General features: G+C 63.8%; 21 protein-coding genes and 1 tRNA gene. 10 read left to right on the top strand and 12 right to left on the bottom strand.

Annotated elements, in window-relative coordinates; genetic code table 11:
• Positions 1-86 precede the first annotated feature (86 nt).
• The 6 genes from ABIB78_RS24650 (at position 87) to ABIB78_RS24625 (ending at position 5,148) form a co-directional block, all read left to right on the top strand.
• The gene (locus tag ABIB78_RS24650) at positions 87-890 is read left to right on the top strand and encodes an SDR family NAD(P)-dependent oxidoreductase (RefSeq protein WP_429029185.1); all 804 of its coding nucleotides are present in this window, start codon (positions 87-89) and stop codon (positions 888-890) included.
• Positions 891-926: 36 nt separating this feature from the next.
• Positions 927-2,057, top strand: a complete 1,131-nt coding sequence (locus ABIB78_RS24645; protein ID WP_429029184.1) for a DUF5938 domain-containing protein — start codon at positions 927-929, stop codon at positions 2,055-2,057.
• 54 nt (positions 2,058-2,111) lie between these two features.
• A complete protein-coding gene (locus ABIB78_RS24640) occupies positions 2,112-3,650 on the top strand; it encodes an acyl-CoA synthetase (RefSeq protein ID WP_429029183.1) in 1,539 nt (512 codons plus the stop codon).
• A 468-nt stretch (positions 3,651-4,118) separates the two neighbouring features.
• Positions 4,119-4,469, top strand: a complete 351-nt coding sequence (locus tag ABIB78_RS24635; protein ID WP_429029182.1) for a hypothetical protein — start codon at positions 4,119-4,121, stop codon at positions 4,467-4,469.
• A 196-nt stretch (positions 4,470-4,665) separates the two neighbouring features.
• Positions 4,666-4,908 carry a hypothetical protein gene (locus ABIB78_RS24630; protein WP_429029181.1) on the top strand — a complete coding sequence of 81 codons (243 nt, stop codon included), beginning with the start codon at positions 4,666-4,668 and terminating at the stop codon, positions 4,906-4,908.
• Positions 4,909-4,947: 39 nt separating this feature from the next.
• Entirely contained in the window at positions 4,948-5,148 is a 201-nt protein-coding gene (locus ABIB78_RS24625; protein ID WP_429029180.1) for a hypothetical protein, read from the top strand.
• Between the two features lie 50 nt (positions 5,149-5,198).
• On the opposite strand, the gene ABIB78_RS24620 is transcribed toward ABIB78_RS24625, so the two are convergent.
• Entirely contained in the window at positions 5,199-5,756 is a 558-nt protein-coding gene (locus tag ABIB78_RS24620) for a cytochrome P460 family protein (protein ID WP_429029179.1), read from the bottom strand.
• 248 nt (positions 5,757-6,004) lie between these two features.
• On the opposite strand from ABIB78_RS24620, the gene ABIB78_RS24615 reads away from it, so the two are divergent.
• Positions 6,005-6,355 (top strand): DUF6665 family protein, encoded by a 351-nt coding sequence (locus ABIB78_RS24615; RefSeq protein WP_429029178.1) that lies wholly within the window; start codon positions 6,005-6,007, stop codon positions 6,353-6,355.
• 72 nt (positions 6,356-6,427) lie between these two features.
• Here the strand turns inward: ABIB78_RS24615 and ABIB78_RS24610 are convergent, their stop codons facing one another.
• From ABIB78_RS24610 to ABIB78_RS24575, 8 genes are all read right to left on the bottom strand, one after another.
• The gene (locus ABIB78_RS24610; protein ID WP_429029177.1) at positions 6,428-6,697 is read right to left on the bottom strand and encodes a DUF1150 family protein; all 270 of its coding nucleotides are present in this window, start codon (positions 6,695-6,697) and stop codon (positions 6,428-6,430) included.
• 50 nt (positions 6,698-6,747) lie between these two features.
• The gene (locus ABIB78_RS24605) at positions 6,748-7,173 is read right to left on the bottom strand and encodes an Hsp20 family protein (protein WP_029082490.1); all 426 of its coding nucleotides are present in this window, start codon (positions 7,171-7,173) and stop codon (positions 6,748-6,750) included.
• Positions 7,174-7,343: 170 nt separating this feature from the next.
• A complete protein-coding gene (locus tag ABIB78_RS24600; protein ID WP_429029176.1) occupies positions 7,344-8,441 on the bottom strand; it encodes a sn-glycerol-3-phosphate import ATP-binding protein UgpC in 1,098 nt (365 codons plus the stop codon).
• A 3-nt stretch (positions 8,442-8,444) separates the two neighbouring features.
• On the bottom strand, positions 8,445-9,293 hold the full coding sequence (gene ugpE, locus ABIB78_RS24595) for a sn-glycerol-3-phosphate ABC transporter permease UgpE (protein ID WP_429029175.1): 849 nt from the start codon (positions 9,291-9,293) through the stop codon (positions 8,445-8,447).
• Positions 9,293-10,174 (bottom strand): sn-glycerol-3-phosphate ABC transporter permease UgpA, encoded by an 882-nt coding sequence (ugpA, locus tag ABIB78_RS24590; protein ID WP_429029174.1) that lies wholly within the window; start codon positions 10,172-10,174, stop codon positions 9,293-9,295. The genes ugpE and ugpA overlap by 1 nt, the downstream gene beginning before the upstream one ends.
• A gap of 164 nt (positions 10,175-10,338) precedes the next feature.
• Positions 10,339-11,655, bottom strand: coding sequence for a sn-glycerol-3-phosphate ABC transporter substrate-binding protein UgpB (gene ugpB, locus ABIB78_RS24585; protein WP_429029173.1), 1,317 nt, complete (start codon positions 11,653-11,655; stop codon positions 10,339-10,341).
• A gap of 246 nt (positions 11,656-11,901) precedes the next feature.
• Positions 11,902-13,107: a CaiB/BaiF CoA transferase family protein gene (locus tag ABIB78_RS24580; protein WP_429029172.1), complete on the bottom strand. Its 1,206-nt coding sequence runs from the start codon at positions 13,105-13,107 to the stop codon at positions 11,902-11,904.
• 206 nt (positions 13,108-13,313) lie between these two features.
• Positions 13,314-13,739 carry an organic hydroperoxide resistance protein gene (locus ABIB78_RS24575; RefSeq protein ID WP_429029171.1) on the bottom strand — a complete coding sequence of 142 codons (426 nt, stop codon included), beginning with the start codon at positions 13,737-13,739 and terminating at the stop codon, positions 13,314-13,316.
• Between the two features lie 173 nt (positions 13,740-13,912).
• On the opposite strand from ABIB78_RS24575, the gene ABIB78_RS24570 reads away from it, so the two are divergent.
• A complete protein-coding gene (locus ABIB78_RS24570; RefSeq protein ID WP_429029235.1) occupies positions 13,913-14,374 on the top strand; it encodes a MarR family winged helix-turn-helix transcriptional regulator in 462 nt (153 codons plus the stop codon).
• Positions 14,375-14,394: 20 nt separating this feature from the next.
• On the opposite strand, the gene ABIB78_RS24565 is transcribed toward ABIB78_RS24570, so the two are convergent.
• From ABIB78_RS24565 to ABIB78_RS24555, 3 genes are all read right to left on the bottom strand, one after another.
• Positions 14,395-14,631, bottom strand: a complete 237-nt coding sequence (locus ABIB78_RS24565; protein WP_429029170.1) for a GIY-YIG nuclease family protein — start codon at positions 14,629-14,631, stop codon at positions 14,395-14,397.
• A gap of 318 nt (positions 14,632-14,949) precedes the next feature.
• A tRNA-Ala gene (locus ABIB78_RS24560) sits at positions 14,950-15,025 on the bottom strand.
• Positions 15,026-15,120: 95 nt separating this feature from the next.
• The gene (locus tag ABIB78_RS24555; protein WP_429029234.1) at positions 15,121-15,528 is read right to left on the bottom strand and encodes a TIGR02300 family protein; all 408 of its coding nucleotides are present in this window, start codon (positions 15,526-15,528) and stop codon (positions 15,121-15,123) included.
• 145 nt (positions 15,529-15,673) lie between these two features.
• On the opposite strand from ABIB78_RS24555, the gene aroA reads away from it, so the two are divergent.
• Both aroA and cmk read left to right on the top strand, forming a co-directional pair.
• Positions 15,674-17,011, top strand: a complete 1,338-nt coding sequence (gene aroA / locus ABIB78_RS24550) for a 3-phosphoshikimate 1-carboxyvinyltransferase (RefSeq protein ID WP_429029169.1) — start codon at positions 15,674-15,676, stop codon at positions 17,009-17,011.
• Positions 17,008-17,637 (top strand): (d)CMP kinase, encoded by a 630-nt coding sequence (gene cmk / locus ABIB78_RS24545; RefSeq protein WP_429029168.1) that lies wholly within the window; start codon positions 17,008-17,010, stop codon positions 17,635-17,637. The genes aroA and cmk overlap by 4 nt, the downstream gene beginning before the upstream one ends.
• Positions 17,638-17,664 lie beyond the last annotated feature (27 nt).

Genomic DNA, 17,664 nt, shown 5'->3' with positions numbered 1-17,664 from the left:
CACAATGCGCACAGAACCGCGCGTCCGGCCCCGTACCGCCGATCTCCGTAGCACCATCAATCACCAAGCAAAGGGAGGACTACGTCATGAGTGGGAAGAGCCTTGAAGGCAGGAAAGCCCTGGTCACCGGCGGCGCCCGGGGGATTGGCGCGGCGATCGCACAGGCACTGGCGCGGTCCGGCGCCGCGGTCATGATCGGAGACATTCTCGATGATGCGGGCAAGGCCAGCGCCGCCGAGATCGCCAACGCCGGGGTGAAAACCGGCTTCGTCAAGCTCGACGTCACCGACGATGCGCAATGGGAGAGGGCCGTCGCTGCGACAGTCGAAACCCTCGGTGGCTACGACATCCTGATCAACAATGCCGGCATCGAGATCACCTCGCTGGTCGCAGAGATCAAGGCCGAGGATGCGCGCCGCATGTGCGACGTCAACATCGTCGGCACTGTGCTTGGCATGAAGCACGCATTCCGCGCGATGCGGCCGGGCGGATCCGCGGGCAAAGGCGGCGCGGTCGTCAACATCGCCTCGGTCGCGGCGACGATCGCCTTTCCGAGCATTGCCGTCTACTCCGGCACCAAATCCGCGGTCGACCGCATGACGCGCGTCGGCGCGATGGAGGCTGGCAAGCTCGGCTATGGCGTGCGCGTCAACTGCATCTATCCCGGGCTGATTCCGACCGACATGGGCCTGCAGCTCGCCAATGACATCGTCAAGATCGGTCTCGCGCCCGACGTCAATGCCGCCGTCGGCTCGGTGGTGGAGCAGACGCCGCTCGGCAAGCTCGCGGAAGTCTCCGACATCGCCGACGCCGCGGTGTTCCTGTGTTCGAACGATGCGCGCTTCATCACCGGCATCGGCCTGCCGGTCGACGGCGGCATGGGCATGTAGCAACAAAGCCGACAACAAGCATTTCGGAGGAACGCAATGAGCGAGAAGAAGCCCGTCATCGTCTATGGCGCTTCCGGCTACACCGGCCGGCTGGTCTGCGAATATCTGCGCGAGTACAACATCCCCTTCATCGCCGCCGGGCGCAGCGCCGAGAAGCTCAGCGCCGCGATGAAGTCGAACGTGGCCGGCATCGAGACCGCCGACTACGAGGTGGTGGCGGTGCCGCACACCGTGGCCGCGCTGACCGAATTGTTCAAGGGCGCCTCGGTGGTGCTCAACACCGTGGGCCCGTTCGCCAAGTTCGGCGGCGAGGTGGTGCAGGCCTGCCTGGCTTCCAGGTGCCACTATACCGACACCACCGGCGAGCAGGACTGGCTGATCACGCTCGAACAGGAGTTTGGCACCAAGTTCGCCAATGCCGGTCTGCTGCTGGCGCCGGGCATCGCGCAGATGTACACCACCGGCGAGATCGCCGCGCAGCTGTGCCTGGAGACGCCCGGCCTCGACACGCTTGATATCGCCGTGTTCTGGGGCGGGAGCCCGACCATCGCCTCGACGCAGACCATCCTGGTCAACGCCGCGATGGCCAAGGCCTACTACCTGGAGCAGAACAAGTACGTCGAGCATCAGCCCGATGCCGGCCTCTACAACCTCGCCATCCCCGGCCAGCACGAGCTGGCGCTGGCGCTGCCCTGGGGCGGTACCTCGCACCCGGTGTGGTTCAAGCACGATCCGCGCGTGGCCAACGTGAAGGTGCTGGGCGGCGTGTTCAACCGCGCGCTGATGCTAGGCGTGCCGCAGATCGTCGCCGCCGCGCTGGAGGCGACCAAGGACATGAACCCCGACGACCGCTACGCCGCGTTGGCGCAGACCGCTGCCGGCGTGATGAACACCATGCCTCCGCGCGAGAACCCGCGTGTCAACAAGTCGATGGATTCGGTGCATGCCTCCGGCCCGCTCGGGCGCGCACACTGCGTCATCTACGGCAACAGCAACTACAAGCAGACCGGCATGCTGCAGGCCTATGCAGCGTTCGCGCTGTTGCAGCAGCCGCCGAAACGCGCCGGCTTCGCGTCAGGATGCCAGGCGTTCGGCCACCGCGAGCTGCTTGGGCAACTGCGCAGCTTCGGACTGGTCAGCAAGCCGATCCTGACCGTGCATGACTAAACAAAGCGCGGGTGACGCCGTCGCGCGTCACCCGCCTTTTGCGCGAGGCCCGCCATGCGCTTCATCGATTATCTCGACAAGGGCGCCTCGCTCGGCGCCGACGCGCCGTGCCTCACCATGGACGGGCGCGACCTCAGCTATGGCGAGGTGCAGCGGCTGAGCTACCGGATTGCGCGCGGGCTCGATCGATCCGGCATCGCTCCGGGCGAGAAGGTCGCGATCCTGTCTGGCAACGATCCGCTCGCTTTCGCCTGCGTGTTCGGCATCTCGCGCGCTGCCGCTGTGTGGTGCCCGATCAATCCGCGCAATGAGGCGGCCGAGAACAAGTTCATCCTCGACCAGTTCGATTGCAGTCTGCTGCTGTTTCATTCCAGCTTCGCCCCGATGGTCGAGGCGGTCAGGCAGGATCTGCCCAAGCTGCGTGGGCTGGTCTGCCTCGATGTCGAATTGCCGTTCGCGCCGTCGTTCGACCGCTGGCTCAGCGGTCTCGCCGATGATGTCTATCAGCGCGACACGATCGATGATCTCGCAATGATTCCGGGCACCGGCGGCACCACCGGCAAGCCCAAGGGCGTGATGCTCTCGGGCCGCAACATCGAGACGATGACTGCGCTGACCCTGATGGGCTACCCGTTCAAGGGCCGTCCGGTCTATCTCGCACTGGCGCCGCTGACGCATGCCGCAGGCGTGCTTTGTTTTCCGATCATGACGCTCGGCGGCCGCGTCGTGATCATGCACCATCCCGATATCGGCGAGTTCCTGGCGCTGATCGAGCGCTATCGCGTCACCCACACCTTCCTGCCGCCGACCGTGATCTACATGCTGCTCGATCATCCCAAGCTCGATGCAGCCGATCTCAGCTCGCTGCAATGCTTCTGGTATGGCGCGGCGCCGATCTCGGCTGCGCGGCTCGCGGAAGCGTTGAAGCGGATCGGACCGATGGCGCAGCTGTTCGGCCAGACCGAGGCGCCGATGATGATCTCGATGATGGCGCCTGCGGATCATTACAATCCGGATGGCTCGATCGCAATGGAGCGCCTTGCCTCGGCGGGGCGGATCGGCCCGCTGGTGCAGGCCGGCATCATGGATGGCGATGGCAAGCTGCTGCCCGCGGGGTCGCGCGGCGAGATCGTGGTGCGCGGCTCGCTGGTGATGGATGGCTACTACAAGAACCCGGAGGCCACGCGCGAAGCCTCGGCGCACGGCTGGCACCACACCGGCGATATCGGCTACATCGACGGCGACGGTTATCTCTACATCGTCGATCGTGCCAAGGACATGATCATCACCGGCGGCTTCAACGTCTACTCGATCGAAGTCGAGAACGCGTTGCGAGCCCACGAAGCGGTGCAGGATTGTGCGGTGATCGGGCTGCCCGACGACAAATGGGGCGAGCGGATCGTCGCGGTGGTGCAGCCGCGCGCCGGCCACACGGTCGATGCAACAGCGCTGGCGGCCTTCGTCAAGCAGCAGATCGGCAGCATCAAGACGCCGAAGCAGATCGAGGTCTGGGATGATCTTCCGCGTTCCAAGGTCGGCAAGGTGCTGAAGCCGGATATTCGCGCGCGGCTGGCGGAGCGTTCAGGCAGCTAGGGGCTCTGGACACTGATGGATCCGGGTTGATGCGCACGCCGTTTTAACGCTCGCTATTCGGTGGGTGCCAGCGTAGGGTCGCGTCATCACCGCCCTTCCCACGGCGTCCATCGGTGACTGAGGGCAACGAAGCGCTCCCGCCGGAAGTGGAGGAGTGCACGTGTCTCGATTTCGCCTGGCCGATTGGATCGTGCCGCCGGTGATCGTCCCGTTGTTTCTTCTGCTGCTGGTGGCTGCTGCGGCCGTCCTGCGTGGATAGGACGACGCAGCTCCAATACTTGGTCAGCGGAAACCACCAGTTCGGCCGCGTCAACCTTGGCCGCACTCTGATGGCTGCTGCCTTGTCGAAGGCGAGGGAGCTTCTGCAGGACAGCTATATGGACGTGCGGATATGCACGCCACGAGGTCGGGTCCTGATGCCTGACGAGTTCGATCAGCTCGAAACGCGAAGAACGCCGGCGTTCCTCAATGGCTGCGTCGATAGCCCGCCGGAGCACGGCTCGACCGAAGGCGAGCAAAAGGAAAGATGATGGCATGTCCAGTCTGACTATTGCCCGGAAGGGTACCTGCATGAGGGCGCTTGTCCTCGCTTTGGCGCTTGGCAGCTTTGCGCAAGGCGCTCTCGCCGCAGAACCGAACTGTCGCGCGATCGAAAGCACGGGCGCGCGCCTCACCTGCTACGACGCGGCGTTTCCGCCGAAGCCGAAGGAGCCTCCGACGATCGACAACCGCGCGCCGCAAACTGAATACAAGGATCCGATGATTGCGGAAGACGCTCGAATCGCGGCCAAGCTAAAGAATATCTGTCGCGGCTGCTGAGGGGACTGCGACAAGGCAAGCACGGGAGCGGGAGGCAACGAGGGCGGCCGGTCGTTTTGCGAAATGCGGTGTCCGACACCTTTTCCGGCTTCGCAACGATCACGATTTCCGCGCCCGCAGAGGCGATCAAGCGCTACGCGCGACGTCTGCGGTCGCTGGCGTCTACCACGTCTCTTGGCAGCACAAAGGAGCCTTCATGGCCCGCGAAACGACCTACGTCGTGCAGGCATTCAACGCCGGCAAGGGCGGGCATCTGAAGCCCGACTCTCCGATCGTATGCAAGACGGCAAATGGCGCACTGCGAACGGCGGAGAGACTGGCGTTGAGCAAGCTCGCCGTCGTTGCATTCTCGTCCACCGGCGATCCCGAAATAGAGGACTATGATGATGAGCCTATGGTCTTCTTCCGGAAGGGTGAGCTTCCGGCAAACTTCGGTTGAGCCCTTGGTTAGGAATGAGAACGTAGGTACGGGAGAAAGATGAGCGAGCGACTTGAAGCGCTGAAGAAGGCCCGTGATCGCATGATCGAAGAGAGAGATACGCATGCGAAAGTGCTGGCCGCTCCCTTTGATCGCGACAAGGCAGAGCGGGCACGCAGCAAGTTCGTCGAGGTTCAAGCGTTGATCGAAGCTCTGGACCGCGCCATAAGCGCAGAGAACCCAGCTTCAACGAGAAGCTGAAGCCGGACATCCGCGCGGCTAACGGAGCGTTAGCTCGCGCGATCCGAGATTCACCGCTTGCCGTACTCGGTGAATACGTAGTCGCGGTTCTGCACCACCGTGTGGCACACGTAGCCGCACTTCGCGTCGTTTTCCTGCGGCGGATTGTCCGCCGCGGTGGCCGGCCTGAACATATCCGACGCCGCGTCATACTCGAACGCGCCGTATCCCCATCCGCCACTGTCTGCGAACCGCTTGCCGTCCTTCACCATGAAATCGACGTCGTGTTGGGCGCCCGGCACCGTTGGCTGACCGGGATACGCCTCTTGCTTTTTCGGGATCCAATGAATTTTCGCCATCCTGGCGCCATCCGGGAACGGCTTGCCATTGCCGGGCGCGCCGTCCCGGTAGGCGCCGATCATTGCCGGATTCCCCAGGATCACGGCGATGACGCCTTCGTTCTCGCTGATCGCGATCACCGGCCAGTCCTCGTATCCCCTGAACTCGGAGAACGCGAGCCCGTTCGGCACTTGTAGGCTGTACTTGTCCTGCGCGGAAATCGCGACACCAGTCGCGAGGACGGAAATCGACACCGAAGCAACGAGATTGATCAGCGAGCTCTTCTGCATGGTCGCATCTCCTTCATTCGATTTGGCGGCGGATAAATCTTGCTTTGAAATCCTCTTATCGCATTGCCTTCTGTGAGGTCATGACTGCGCGAACCGTAGCGGGAACCAATTACAGCACGGAATTGCGCGGAGCGAAATCAGGCCCGCGTCCTTGGAGTAATCGAAGCGCGAGCGCCTATTGACATCCGGCGGATGACGCCAGAAGAGGGGCGTGCCCAACATTTGCGTGTGCGAACCAGGGATGACTGATGTCCCGCGATTTTCGCCTTGATCGCATTCCCGTCGACGTTCTCGCTTACGAGCTCGCCGAGGAGAAGGCCTCCGCGCTCGGACGCATTGGCCGCGCGCTGGAACAGGCCCTCGTCAAGCTGCAGGAGTTCGACGCCGCCCATCCGCGCTCTGACGCACCGGCGTTCGCACAACAGGCGCGACGCATCCTGGTGCGGGAAGCCGGCCATGCGCTCTGGATGTTCGTGGTGCAGCGGGAGGCCTGCGGATTGCGCAACAACCGCATGCTGATGCGCGACTACAACGTTCCGGGCGAGGTGCAGCTCAGCATGGCGCCGCTGCTCGCCACACCGACGGCGTCGTCCCAATAAAAATGCGCGGGCCGCCTCGGTATCGAGGCATGCCCGCGCATTGAACTCGCGGAGGTCTTGCTCGGCCCTGCGTCAGTGGACGCTGACGGCCTGCAGTTCGTTGCTCCAGGCGTTCGCGACCGCGGCTTCGCGGCTGTCGGTCAGCATGATCGGGGTGCCGTCGGCGGCGTGCAGCACGAACAGCTTGAGGCCCGGCGCAACCTTGGGTGCCTCCGGAAACAATCCCGGCACGTCCTCGGAGCGGACCTGCTTTACATAGGCGATATGACCCTCGCCCAGATGGGCCAGCGCTTCTGGCGTCACGCTGCTGGATTCGATGGTGGTGGTACTCAATTCACTCATGGTCTCGACTCCTCAGTCAGATAAGCGGTCGAGTCCGCTCCTTGTTTCTATTATTCGTGCTCACTGATAGCGATTGTCTTAACGACCCGTTCAGGTTCCGGCCTGGCCAGGTCGATCGACAACAGCCCGTTCTTCAGATCCGCGCCCAGCACCTGCATCCCCTCCGCCAGCACGAAGGTGCGCTGGAAGTGGCGCGCGGCGATGCCACGATGGATGTATTGCCGAGCCTTGTCGTCCTGCTGGCGGCCGCGGATGACGAGCTGATTTTCCTCAATAGTTACATCGAGTTGGTCGCGGGTGAAGCCCGCCACCGCAAGCGTGATGCGGAGCCGCTCGGGCTGGCCGTTGGTACGGTCGCACCGCTCGATGTTATAAGGAGGATAGCCGTCGGCGCCCTTTACGACGCGGTCGAGCGCACGCTCGATCTCGTCGAATCCCAGAAGGAACGGGCTGGACAACGATGGAACACGAGACATTACAAAGTCCTCTCGAAGCGACTTTGAGGGGCCCTTGCGGCACCCCATGCAACCGGCGGGCCGTCTGGCCTCCGGTCAGTGAGGGATATGGGGGCGATCTGGATAGCGTTCAAGCAGCCCCGAAACCAGCCTAAACGCCCGCAACATGGGGGCAAATTCTTCCTGATCGGTTACCCCGCGACCCGTTTGCGGCCGTCAGCGGTAAAAAGATGCAGTTTGTCCCGCGGGGCGAGCGCCCGGATCCGCTCGCCGATCGCGGGACCGGTGGCGCCGGGAACCCGGACGATCACCTCGCCGGGCGGCAGCTCGCCCGGATTGGCGGCAACGCCCTGCTCCTCGCGCTGGCGGCTGCCGTAGACGAAGGTCTCGGCACCGACATGCTCGATCGCCTCGACCGTCAGGTCGAGCGTCACGCCGCCGGACGTCGTTTGGTCGGAGATCACGAAATCCTCCGGCCGGATCCCGACAATGCCGGCGCCGTCGGCGCCCGTGATCTCGGATTTCAGCACCTGGGATTTCAGCTCGTCCGAATGCAGCAGCATCAGGTTCATCGGCGGGGCGCCGATGAAGGAAGCGACGAAGGTGGTCGCCGGCTTCTGATAGATCTCCAGCGGATTGCCGATCTGCTCGACCTGGCCGCCGTTCATGACCACCAGGATGTCGGCCAGCGTCATCGCCTCGAGCTGGTCGTGGGTGACATAGATCGAGGTGGTGCTGAGCCGGCGCTGCAGCTTGCGGATCTCGACCCGCATCGCGATGCGCAGCTTGGCGTCGAGATTCGACAGCGGTTCGTCGAACAGGAACACTTTCGGCTGGCGCACGATGGCGCGGCCCATCGCGACGCGCTGGCGCTGGCCGCCGGAGAGCTGGCGCGGCTTGCGCTCCAGCATCGACGAGAGCTCGAGGACGCGGGCGGCTTCCTCGACGCGGGTCTTGATCTCGGCTTCGGCCATGCCGCGGTTGCGCAGGCCGTAGGCCATGTTGTTATAGACGCTCATATGCGGATAGAGCGCGTAGTTCTGGAACACCATCGCGATGTCGCGATCGGCGGGCTCGACCTGGTTGACGACGCGGCCGCCGATGTCGATCTCGCCGCCGGTGATGGTCTCGAGCCCCGCCACCATGCGCAGCAGCGTGGACTTGCCGCAGCCGCTCGGACCGACCAGCACGCAGAACTGGCCGTCGCCGACGTCGACATCGACGCCCTTGATGGCCTCGAAGCCGCCGGGATACGTCTTGCGGACGTTGCGCAGGGTGACGTTAGCCATGAATCACTTTTCCGTCTCCACCAATCCGCGCACGAACAGTTTCTGCATCACGACGACGACGAACACCGGCGGCAGCATCGCGAGGAGCGCGGTCGCCATCACCACCGGCCATTCGGTCAGCGCATCGGTCGTGGTGATCATCTTGCGGATGCCGACCTGAATGGTCTGCATGTCGTCGCGCGTGGTGATCAAAAGCGGCCAGAGATATTGATTCCAGCCGAGGATGAACAGGATCACGAACAGCGCCGCCATGTTGGTGCGCGACAGCGGCAGCAGCGTATCCCAGAAGAATCGGAACGGGCCCGCGCCGTCGATGCGCGAGGCCTCCAGCAATTCATCCGGCACGGTCATGAAGAATTGCCGGAACAGCAGCGTCGCGGTGGCCGAGGCAATCAGCGGCAGCGACAGCCCAGCATAGCTGTCGAGCAGATGCAGATCGGCGACGATCTTGTAGGTCGGATAGATGCGCACCTCGACCGGCAGCATCAAGGTGATGAAGATGGTCCAGAAGATCGCCATCCGGAAGGGAAATCGGAAATAGACGATCGCGTAGGCCGAGATGATCGAGATCGCGATTTTGCCGACCGCGATCAGGAGCGCCATGATCAGCGAGTTCAGCATCATGTTGAGCACCGGCTCGCGGGTCGAGCCGCTCGTGCCGACAAACAGCGTCTGGTAGTAGGTATCGAGGAAATGGCCGCCGGGCAGCAGCGACATCTGGCCGTTGGCGATGACGGCATTGTCCTGGGTCGAGGCAACGATCGCCAGATAAACCGGGAAGGCGACGATGGCGATCCCGATCCACAGGATGGCGTGAGCCAGATAGCGCTGGAAGCCCTCTTCCTCGACCATCAGTAGGTCACCTTGCGCTCGACGAAGCGGAACTGGATCGCCGTCAGCATGACGACGATGACCATCAGGATGACCGACTGCGCGGCCGAGGAGCCGAGATTGCCGCCGAGCAGGCCGTCCGTATAGACCTTGTAGACCAGCGTTTCGGTCGCCTTGCCGGGACCGCCGCGGGTCATGGTGTCGATGATGCCGAAGGTGTCGAAGAAGGCGTAGACGATGTTGATGACCAGCAGGAAGAAGATAGTTGGCGACAGCAGCGGGAAGATCACGGTCCAGAACCGCCGCATCGGGCGGGCGCCGTCGATCGCGGCGGCCTCGATCACGCTCTTCGGGATGCTCTGCAGCCCCGCGAGGAAGAACAGGAAATTGTAGGAGATCTGCTTCCAGGCCGCGGCGAGGATGATCAGGGCCGCCGCCTGATCGCCGTCGAGCAGCGGATTCCAGTCAATGCCCATGCCGCGCAGATAGCGCGACAGCACGCCGAGCGAGGGGTGCAGCATGAACACCCAGAGCACGCCGACCACCGGCGGGGCGACGGCGTAGGGCCAGATCAGCAGCGTGCGGTAGAGCGTCGAGCCGCGCAGCGGCTTGTCGGCCATCACCGCGAGCAGTAGCGCAAACGACAGCGAGGACACCGCGATCGCGAATGAGAACGCGAAGGTCCTGATGATCGCGGCAAAATAGGCCGGCTCCTTGAACAGATCGAGATAGTTCTCGAACCAGACGAAGGTGGTGGAAAGGCCGAAAGCGTCCTGCAGCAGGAAGGATTGGATCACCGCCTGCACGGCCGGCCAGTAGAAAAAGATCAGGACGACCGCGAGTTGCGGGGCAACCAGCGCGTAAGGCAACAGCTTTGATTGAAAAGTCGCTTGCTTTTGCATGATCTGAGAAAAGTGGCAGGCCGCTTGTCGCGGCCAGCCGGTTGATGGCCCTAAAGCGCGATGAGATTAGGTTGAATCGTCATCGCGCTTTGGCTCGTTGTTTGGGCATGATCTTTTCGGAAAACCGCGGCGCACTTTTCCGGATCATGCCCGAAGGCATCATGTCAGCGGACGGCGGTCTTTTCAAACTGCCGGAGCATCTGGTTGCCGCGCTCGACGGCCGAGTCGAGCGCCTGCTTCGCGGTCTTCTTGCCGGCCAGTGCCTGTTCGATCTCCTCCGACCACATGTCGCGCAGCTGCACCATGTTGCCGAGGCGCAGACCACGGGAATTCTCGGTCGGCTCCTTGTTGGTGAGCTCGAGCAGCGGGGTCTCCAGATAGGGCTGGTCCTTGTAGAAGCCTTCCGCCTTGGCCTTGGCGTAGGCCGCCTTGGTGATCGGCAGATAGCCCGAGGCCTTGTGGATCCAGATCTGGCGGTCGGTGTCCGAGAGGAAGGTCAGGAACTTGGCCACGCCCTTGTATTCGTCGGCCGACTTGCCGCCCATCACCCAGAGCGAGGCGCCGCCGATGATCGAGTTCTGCGGCGCACCCTTGACGTCGGGATAATAGGGCATCGGCGCGGCGGTGAAGTTGAACTTGGCCTGCGCCTTGACGTTGCCGAAGAAGGCCGACGAGGTCAGGTAGATCGGGCACTCGCCCGAGGTGAAGCGGCCTTCGCCGGTGTTGGTGCGGCCGGCGTAGTCGTAGGTCTTGTCCTTCTGCAACTCGACCAGGTTCTCGAGATGCTTGACCTGCAGCGGGCCGTTGAACTCGAGCACGGTGTCGAAGCTGTCGAGGCCGTTAGCCTTGCTGGCCAGCGGCACGTTGTGCCAGGCCGAGAGCTGCTCGAGATTGACCCAGGTGACCCAGGAGCCGGAGAAGCCGCAGGTGGTGTAGCCGGCCGTCTTCAGCTTCTTGGCGTCCTCGAACACCTGCGGCCAGGTCTTCGGGATCTCCGTGATGTTGGCTTTCTTCAGCGCGTCGAGATTGACCCACATCACGGTGGACGACGAGTTGAAGGGGAATGACAGCATCTCGCCCTTCGTGGTCGAGTAGTAGCCGGTGATCGCGGGCAGATAGACGCTCGGATCGAACTTCTCGCCGGCGTCGGCCATCAGCTTGTAGACTGGTTTGACGGCGCCGGTGGCGGCCATCATCGTCGCGGTGCCGACCTCAAACACTTGCATGATGTGCGGCGCGTTGCCGGCGCGGAATGCGGCGATGCCGGCGTTCATGGTGTCGGCGTAGCCGCCCTTGTAGGTCGGGATCACCTTGTAGTCGGACTGCGAGGCGTTGAAGTCGCTGGCCAGCTTGACGATGACGTCATTGTTGGCGCCGGTCATCGCGTGCCACCACTGAATCTCCGTCACCGCAAACGCAGGCGACGCGAATACAAGTGTGGCAGCGGCTGCCGCAGCAGCGCCGAGTCGTCGAAAAATCATCAAAAGCCCCTCCCGGTTGGAACATCGTCTTTCGTTGCGCGCGTTAACAGCGCCGGATGACGTTCAAATGACCGTATAATCGAAAGTCATGGTAGGGGGGAAGTCGAGGCAAAGGGAAGCGGTAAAAAAGGCGGAGATCGTAGCCGCGTCCGTGCGGTGCAACGCCGGACGCGACGTTGCACCGCAGTGTCGATGGCTGGTCGCGCTGCGTTGACGCGACCCGGTGCCCGATTCGCTCGAAACGATCTAGCGCTTGCGCTGGGGACCGCAGACCACGCCCTTTTCAACCAGGCTGTTGATCTCGTCCCTGGAGTAGCCGAACTCGCCCAGCACTTCCGCGGCGTGCTGGCTGAACTTCGGCGGCGTGCGGCGCAGGCTCGGCTTGGTGCGCTCGAGGCGGATCGGCGAGGCGACGCCCTTGTACCAATCCTTTTCGATGACGTCGCCGCGATGGATGGTGTGCGGGTTGGTCAGCGCCTGGTCGATCTTCTGCACCGGGCCTGCCGGCAGGCCGGCGGCGAGCAGCCGGTTGCAGAGCGGTTCGGCCTCGTGCTGGCTGAACACCGCGGCAAGCTCGAGGCGCAGCGCATCGCGGTTGGCGATGCGATCCTTGTTGCGGGCAAAGCGCGGATCGGTGCCGAGCTCGGGCTTGCTGATCTCCTTGGCGAGCTTGCGGAAGGTGCCGTCATTGCCGACGCCGATGAAGATGTTGTCGGTCCTGGTCGGGAAGATCGCGTAGGGCACGAGGTTGGGATGCTCGTTGCCGGTGAGCGACGGCGGCTTGCCATGCATGAAATAGTTCGCGGCGTGCGGATGCATGATCGCAAGCCCGGTCTCGTACAGCGTCGTCTCGATGAACTGGCCGAGCCCCGAGCGCTGCCGCTCCGACAGCGCCATCAGGATGCCGATCGCCGCGTAGAGCCCGGTGGTGATGTCAACCAATGGCACGCCGATGCGCATCGGGCCGCTCTCCGGCGAGCCGGTGGCCGCGATCATGCCGGTCATCGCCTGGATGATCGCGTCATAGCCGGGATTGCCGCCGCGCGGGCCGTCGGCGCCGAAGCCGGAGATCCGGCAATGCACGAGGTGCGGAAATTTCGCGCGCAGCACGTCGTTGCCGATGCCCCATTTGTCGAGTGTGCCCGGCTTGAAGTTCTCGATCAGCACGTCGGCCGTCTCGAGCATCTTCATCAGCACCACGCGGCCGCCCTCGGAGGCGAGGTCGAGGCCGATCGAGCGCTTGTTGCGGTTGATGCCGACGAAATAGGCCGCGTCTTCCTCGTGGAAGGGAGGGCCCCAGTCGCGCACCTCGTCGCCGGCGGGCGGCTCGACCTTGATCACGTCGGCGCCGTGGTCGGCGAGAATCTGGGTGCAATACGGGCCGCCGAGCACGCGCGTCAGATCGATCACGCGCAGTCCGGTCATCGCGCCCGTAGCCGCTGGGGTATTCATGGAAACAACCTTCGCTCAGTTGGGTTCGAAAACGAGGTCCCAGAGCTAACGGTCTTCAGGCGAGGCAGCAATGCTTCCGTCGGCGCAGGCCCATGCAGCGGGCCGCGCGTGCGTTCGCCAAGCGAACCGGCATCTGAAATGCAGTGGTTCGTCGACAACGTAATAGTCCGCCACGCCGATGTGGCGGACTATTGGCGCAAGGTGAATTAGACGACGCTTAGCTTGACGTCGACATTGCCGCGGGTCGCGTTGGAATAGGGGCACACGTGGTGGGCCTTTTCGACCAGTGCTTCGGCCTCAGTGCGGGAAAGGCCGGGCAGCGAGACGACGAGGTCGACCGCGAGGCCAAAGCCGCCTTCCGAGCGCGGGCCGATGCCGACGGTCGAGGTGACCGAGGCGTCGGCGGGAACCTTCGGTCCGCCCTGCGAGGCCACGAACTTCATGGCGCCGATGAAGCAGGCGGCATAGCCGGCCGCGAACAGCTGCTCTGGATTGTTGCCGGCGCCACCGCCGCCACCGAGCTCCTTCGGGGTCGTGAGCTTGACGTCGAGCGCGCCGTCGAGCGTTGCCGCATGGCCGTCGCGGCCGCCGGTTGCCTTGGCGCTGGTCTTGTAGAGCACGTTCACAGACATCGTGGTCTCCCTTTGGGTTTGGACTTCGCTTTGAATTCGACGCTTTGTGTATTGCACGCAAATAGATTGTGCACAATATAAAATATGCGGCCTCACATTTAATTGTTCGCAATTGAATCCGCGGTCCCGTGAGCCCAGAATGACCCGGAAACGAGATGGCTTCGATGGGAATCATGGTCAGGAAACAGACGGCGGCGGATCAGGCGCTGCGGCTCGATAACCAGATCTGCTTTGCGGTCTATTCGACCGCACACGCCTTCAACCGCGTTTACAAGCCGCTGCTCGACCGGCTCGGGCTGACCTATCCGCAGTATCTCGTGATGCTGGCGCTATGGGAGCGCGACGACGTGCCGGTGAAAGACCTCGGCGAGCGCCTGTTTCTGGATTCCGGCACGCTGACGCCGCTGCTGAAGCGGCTGGAGGCGGCGGAGCTGGTCAAGCGGACCCGCAGCACCGAAGACGAGCGGGTGGTGCTGATCGCGCTGACGCCACAGGGCCAGGCGCTGCGCGAAAAGGCGAAGGCCGTCCCGCAGTCGATCCTCGCGGCCTCGGCCTGCTCGGTCGGCGAATTGCTGGCGATGAAGGATGAGATCGTGGCGCTGCGCGACCGGCTGAATGCGGTGCTGGGCGATTAGGGGGCGCGGCGACTTGCGGGTCAGAAATGCTTCTTTGCGAATGCCCGTCCCGAGCCGGACTTTAGATAGCGTTCGAATGCAATGGCGAGCCGTTCGTCGCTGAAAGCGATATAGGTTCTCAGCCGCCAGGGCCCATACTTCGAGGTATGCGGGACCTCCCTCGCGTTATGCTTTGCCAGACGAGCGTGCACGTCGTCGGTTATGCCGACGTAGAAATGCTCGGCATCGAGACTTTCGAGAATGTAGACATATTTCATGGCGTATCCCTCCGTAGAAAGGATACATCAGCAATCGGAACTCGCAGAAAACGCCGTGCCTCAGCCCGCCGTCGCCTTCGGGCTATGGCGGGGCAGCCTTCGTTCGCTTCGCTACGAGGGACTTCCCGGGCTTGCCCGGCCGAAGCTCGCGAAGCGAGCGAGTTTCTGCGGAACAATGCATCGGTAATCGGAAGTAGTAGAAGCAGCTTGCTTCGGCCCGCCGTCGCCCTTTGGGCTATGGCGGGGCAGCCTTCGCTCACTTCGCTACGATGGACTTCCCGGGCTTGCCCAGCCGAAGCTCGCGAAGCGAGCGAAGGCTGGTGGAGCCAGGCGGGATCGAACCGCCGACCTCTTGCATGCCATGCAAGCGCTCTCCCAGCTGAGCTATGGCCCCTTATCCAGTTGGGATGATCCTGGGGGATCAATCCTGGCCCGCGCGGCCTGGACGACTCGCGCGGCAGCACCGTTGATCATAGATCGGCGCCGATCTCAAGTCTCTTCGTCGCCGCCGACGTCACCAATGATGTCGGTCACGTCCTCATCGCCCTCTTCCTCGTCGGCGATGAAGGTGGAATCGTCGTCGTCGTCGTCGTCGATGGTTTCGTCGACCTCAATGTCGTCCTCGGATTCGGGAACCACGGCCTTGACTTTCCCGGTGTTCTCCTCGGCATCGGCTTCCTCGAGCGAGACCAACTCTTCGGTCTCGGCTGCCTCGGGCATCTCGGCGGCGGTCGCAGGCGAACTGACGGGGGCGCCACGACCCCGCGGCGGGGCCACGGGCGCGATCGGCACGACCTCGCCGGTGTAGGGCGAAATCACCGGGTTCTTGTTGAGGTCATAGAATTTCTTGCCCGTGGTTGGGCAAATGCGCTTGGTTCCGAGCTCGGACTTGGCCACGTGGTAATCCCAGAATTTTGCTGAAAAACGGAGCTTCACTTGGCTAGTTGAGGAGCCGCTGTCAATAGCGGTTTGCACGCAAGTGACGGGCGCGTGACGCGGTGTTGCCTATGTGATACCTGCGCCGGCGCGAGAGGACACAATCTTGGCCCATTCTGACACCCCGACCCCGCTGGAAGCGCGCGCCTGCGGCCCCCTGGCCGGCAAGGTCCGCGTTCCCGGCGACAAATCGATCTCCCACCGCGCCCTGATCCTGGGGGCGCTTTCGGTCGGAGAAACCCGCATTTCCGGCCTTCTGGAAGGCGAGGACGTGCTCAATACGGCCAAATCCATGCGGGCGCTGGGCGCGAAAGTGGAGCGGACGGCGCCATTTACCTGGTCGGTCTCCGGCGTCGGGGTCGGCGGCTTCGCCCAACCTTCCGTCCCGCTCGATTTCGGCAATTCCGGCACCGGCTGCCGGCTGGTGATGGGGGCCGTCGCCGGCTGTCCGATCGCGGCCGTCTTCGATGGCGACGCCTCGCTGCGCTCGCGGCCGATGCGTCGCATTCTCGACCCGTTGGAACTGATGGGGGCCCGGACCAGTGACATCCGGGAGGGCGGCAGGCTGCCGCTGACGCTGCACGGCGCCCGCTATCCGGTGCCGATCGTCTACAAGACGCCGGTCGCCTCGGCCCAGATCAAGTCCGCGGTGCTGCTGGCGGGCCTGTCCGCGCCTGGCATCACCACGGTCATCGAGCAGGAGGCGAGCCGTGATCATACCGAGCTGATGCTGAAGCATTTCGGCGCCGAGATCTCCTCGGAAAAGGAAGGCGGCCACGGCCGCAGGATCTCGCTGAACGGCGAGCCCGAGCTGCACGGTGCAGACGTCGTGGTGCCCGCCGATCCGTCTTCGGCGTCGTTCCCGATCGTGGCGGCGCTGATCGTCGACGGGTCCGACGTCGTGTTCTCCGACGTGATGACCAATCCGCTGCGCACCGGGCTGTTCACCACGCTGCGCGAAATGGGCGCCTCGATCGAGGAGAGCGGCGTGCGCGGCGATGCCGGCGAGCCGATGGCGCAGTTGCGCGTGCGCGCCTCGAAGCTTAAGGGCGTCGAGGTTCCGCCGGAGCGCGCGCCATCGATGATCGACGAATATCTGGTGCTGGCGGTTGCGGCTGCGTTTGCCGAGGGCACCACGATCATGCGCGGCCTGCAGGAGTTGCGCGTCAAGGAATCCGACCGTCTCGAAGCCACCGCGGACATGCTGCGCGTCAACGGCGTCGAGGTCGAGGTGTCCGGCGACGATCTGATCGTCGAGGGCCGCGGCCATGTTCCGGGCGGCGGCCTCGTTGCCACCCATATGGATCACCGCATCGCGATGTCGGCGCTGGTGATGGGCTGCGCGTCCGATCGGCCGGTGAAGATCGACGACACCGCGTTCATCGCCACCAGTTTTCCGGATTTCATTCCGATGATGCGCGCGCTCGGAGCTGATTTCACATGATCATCGCCATCGACGGACCCGCCGCCTCAGGCAAGGGCACGCTCGGCAAGCGGCTCGCCCACCACTACGGCTACCGCCATCTCGACACCGGCGTGATCTACCGCGCGGTGGCCTATTCGATGATTCAGGCCGGTGCCGACCTCAGCAATAAGGTGCTGGCGGTGGCCGCGGCACTGGAGCTCGATCCCGAAAAGTTCGGCAATCCGATCCTGAAGACCCAGAAGGTCGGCGATGCCGCCTCGGTGGTGTCGGCGATTCCGGAGGTTCGCGAGGTGCTGGTGAACTTCCAGCGCCAGTTCGCCGCCGATCCGCCCGGTGCGGTGCTGGATGGACGCGACATCGGCACCGTGATTTGCCCGGATGCGGATGTGAAGATCTTCGTGATCGCCGATCCCCGCATACGCGCGCGCCGACGCACCCTTGAAGCCCGCGCCCGCGGCGAGGACGCCGACGAGGAAGCGGTGCTCGCCGACATCGTCAAACGCGACGAGCGGGACAAGAACCGGGCGATTGCGCCCTTGCGGCCGGCTCCGGATGCCCACACGCTGGACAATTCCAACCTCGACATCGAGGCCGGCGTCCAAGCCGCCATTGCCATCGTCGAGGCCGCGCGCGCCAGGCGCTAGAATCGCAGGCAACGGCGGCGGTTTCGG

It is taken from the genome of Bradyrhizobium sp. I1.14.4, assembly GCF_050435825.1.
GTDB lineage: Bacteria > Pseudomonadota > Alphaproteobacteria > Rhizobiales > Xanthobacteraceae > Bradyrhizobium.
This window is presented reverse-complemented; position numbering and strand designations above follow the sequence as displayed.

Coding starts and splice junctions, on each gene's coding strand:
- ABIB78_RS24605 (WP_029082490.1), bottom strand. CDS start 7,173: ATGTCTCGTGTTCCATCGTTGTCCAGCCCGTTCCTTCTGGGATTCGAC.
- ABIB78_RS24610 (WP_429029177.1), bottom strand. CDS start 6,697: ATGAGTGAATTGAGTACCACCACCATCGAATCCAGCAGCGTGACGCCA.
- ugpA (WP_429029174.1), bottom strand. CDS start 10,174: ATGCAAAAGCAAGCGACTTTTCAATCAAAGCTGTTGCCTTACGCGCTG.
- ABIB78_RS24625 (WP_429029180.1), top strand. CDS start 4,948: ATGAGCGAGCGACTTGAAGCGCTGAAGAAGGCCCGTGATCGCATGATC.
- ABIB78_RS24630 (WP_429029181.1), top strand. CDS start 4,666: ATGGCCCGCGAAACGACCTACGTCGTGCAGGCATTCAACGCCGGCAAG.
- ABIB78_RS24645 (WP_429029184.1), top strand. CDS start 927: ATGAGCGAGAAGAAGCCCGTCATCGTCTATGGCGCTTCCGGCTACACC.
- ABIB78_RS24620 (WP_429029179.1), bottom strand. CDS start 5,756: ATGCAGAAGAGCTCGCTGATCAATCTCGTTGCTTCGGTGTCGATTTCC.
- cmk (WP_429029168.1), top strand. CDS start 17,008: ATGATCATCGCCATCGACGGACCCGCCGCCTCAGGCAAGGGCACGCTC.
- ABIB78_RS24600 (WP_429029176.1), bottom strand. CDS start 8,441: ATGGCTAACGTCACCCTGCGCAACGTCCGCAAGACGTATCCCGGCGGC.
- ABIB78_RS24615 (WP_429029178.1), top strand. CDS start 6,005: ATGTCCCGCGATTTTCGCCTTGATCGCATTCCCGTCGACGTTCTCGCT.
- ABIB78_RS24570 (WP_429029235.1), top strand. CDS start 13,913: ATGGTCAGGAAACAGACGGCGGCGGATCAGGCGCTGCGGCTCGATAAC.
- ABIB78_RS24580 (WP_429029172.1), bottom strand. CDS start 13,107: ATGAATACCCCAGCGGCTACGGGCGCGATGACCGGACTGCGCGTGATC.
- ABIB78_RS24575 (WP_429029171.1), bottom strand. CDS start 13,739: ATGTCTGTGAACGTGCTCTACAAGACCAGCGCCAAGGCAACCGGCGGC.
- ABIB78_RS24565 (WP_429029170.1), bottom strand. CDS start 14,631: ATGAAATATGTCTACATTCTCGAAAGTCTCGATGCCGAGCATTTCTAC.
- ABIB78_RS24650 (WP_429029185.1), top strand. CDS start 87: ATGAGTGGGAAGAGCCTTGAAGGCAGGAAAGCCCTGGTCACCGGCGGC.
- ABIB78_RS24635 (WP_429029182.1), top strand. CDS start 4,119: ATGGCTGCGTCGATAGCCCGCCGGAGCACGGCTCGACCGAAGGCGAGC.
- ugpE (WP_429029175.1), bottom strand. CDS start 9,293: ATGGTCGAGGAAGAGGGCTTCCAGCGCTATCTGGCTCACGCCATCCTG.
- ABIB78_RS24640 (WP_429029183.1), top strand. CDS start 2,112: ATGCGCTTCATCGATTATCTCGACAAGGGCGCCTCGCTCGGCGCCGAC.
- ugpB (WP_429029173.1), bottom strand. CDS start 11,655: ATGATTTTTCGACGACTCGGCGCTGCTGCGGCAGCCGCTGCCACACTT.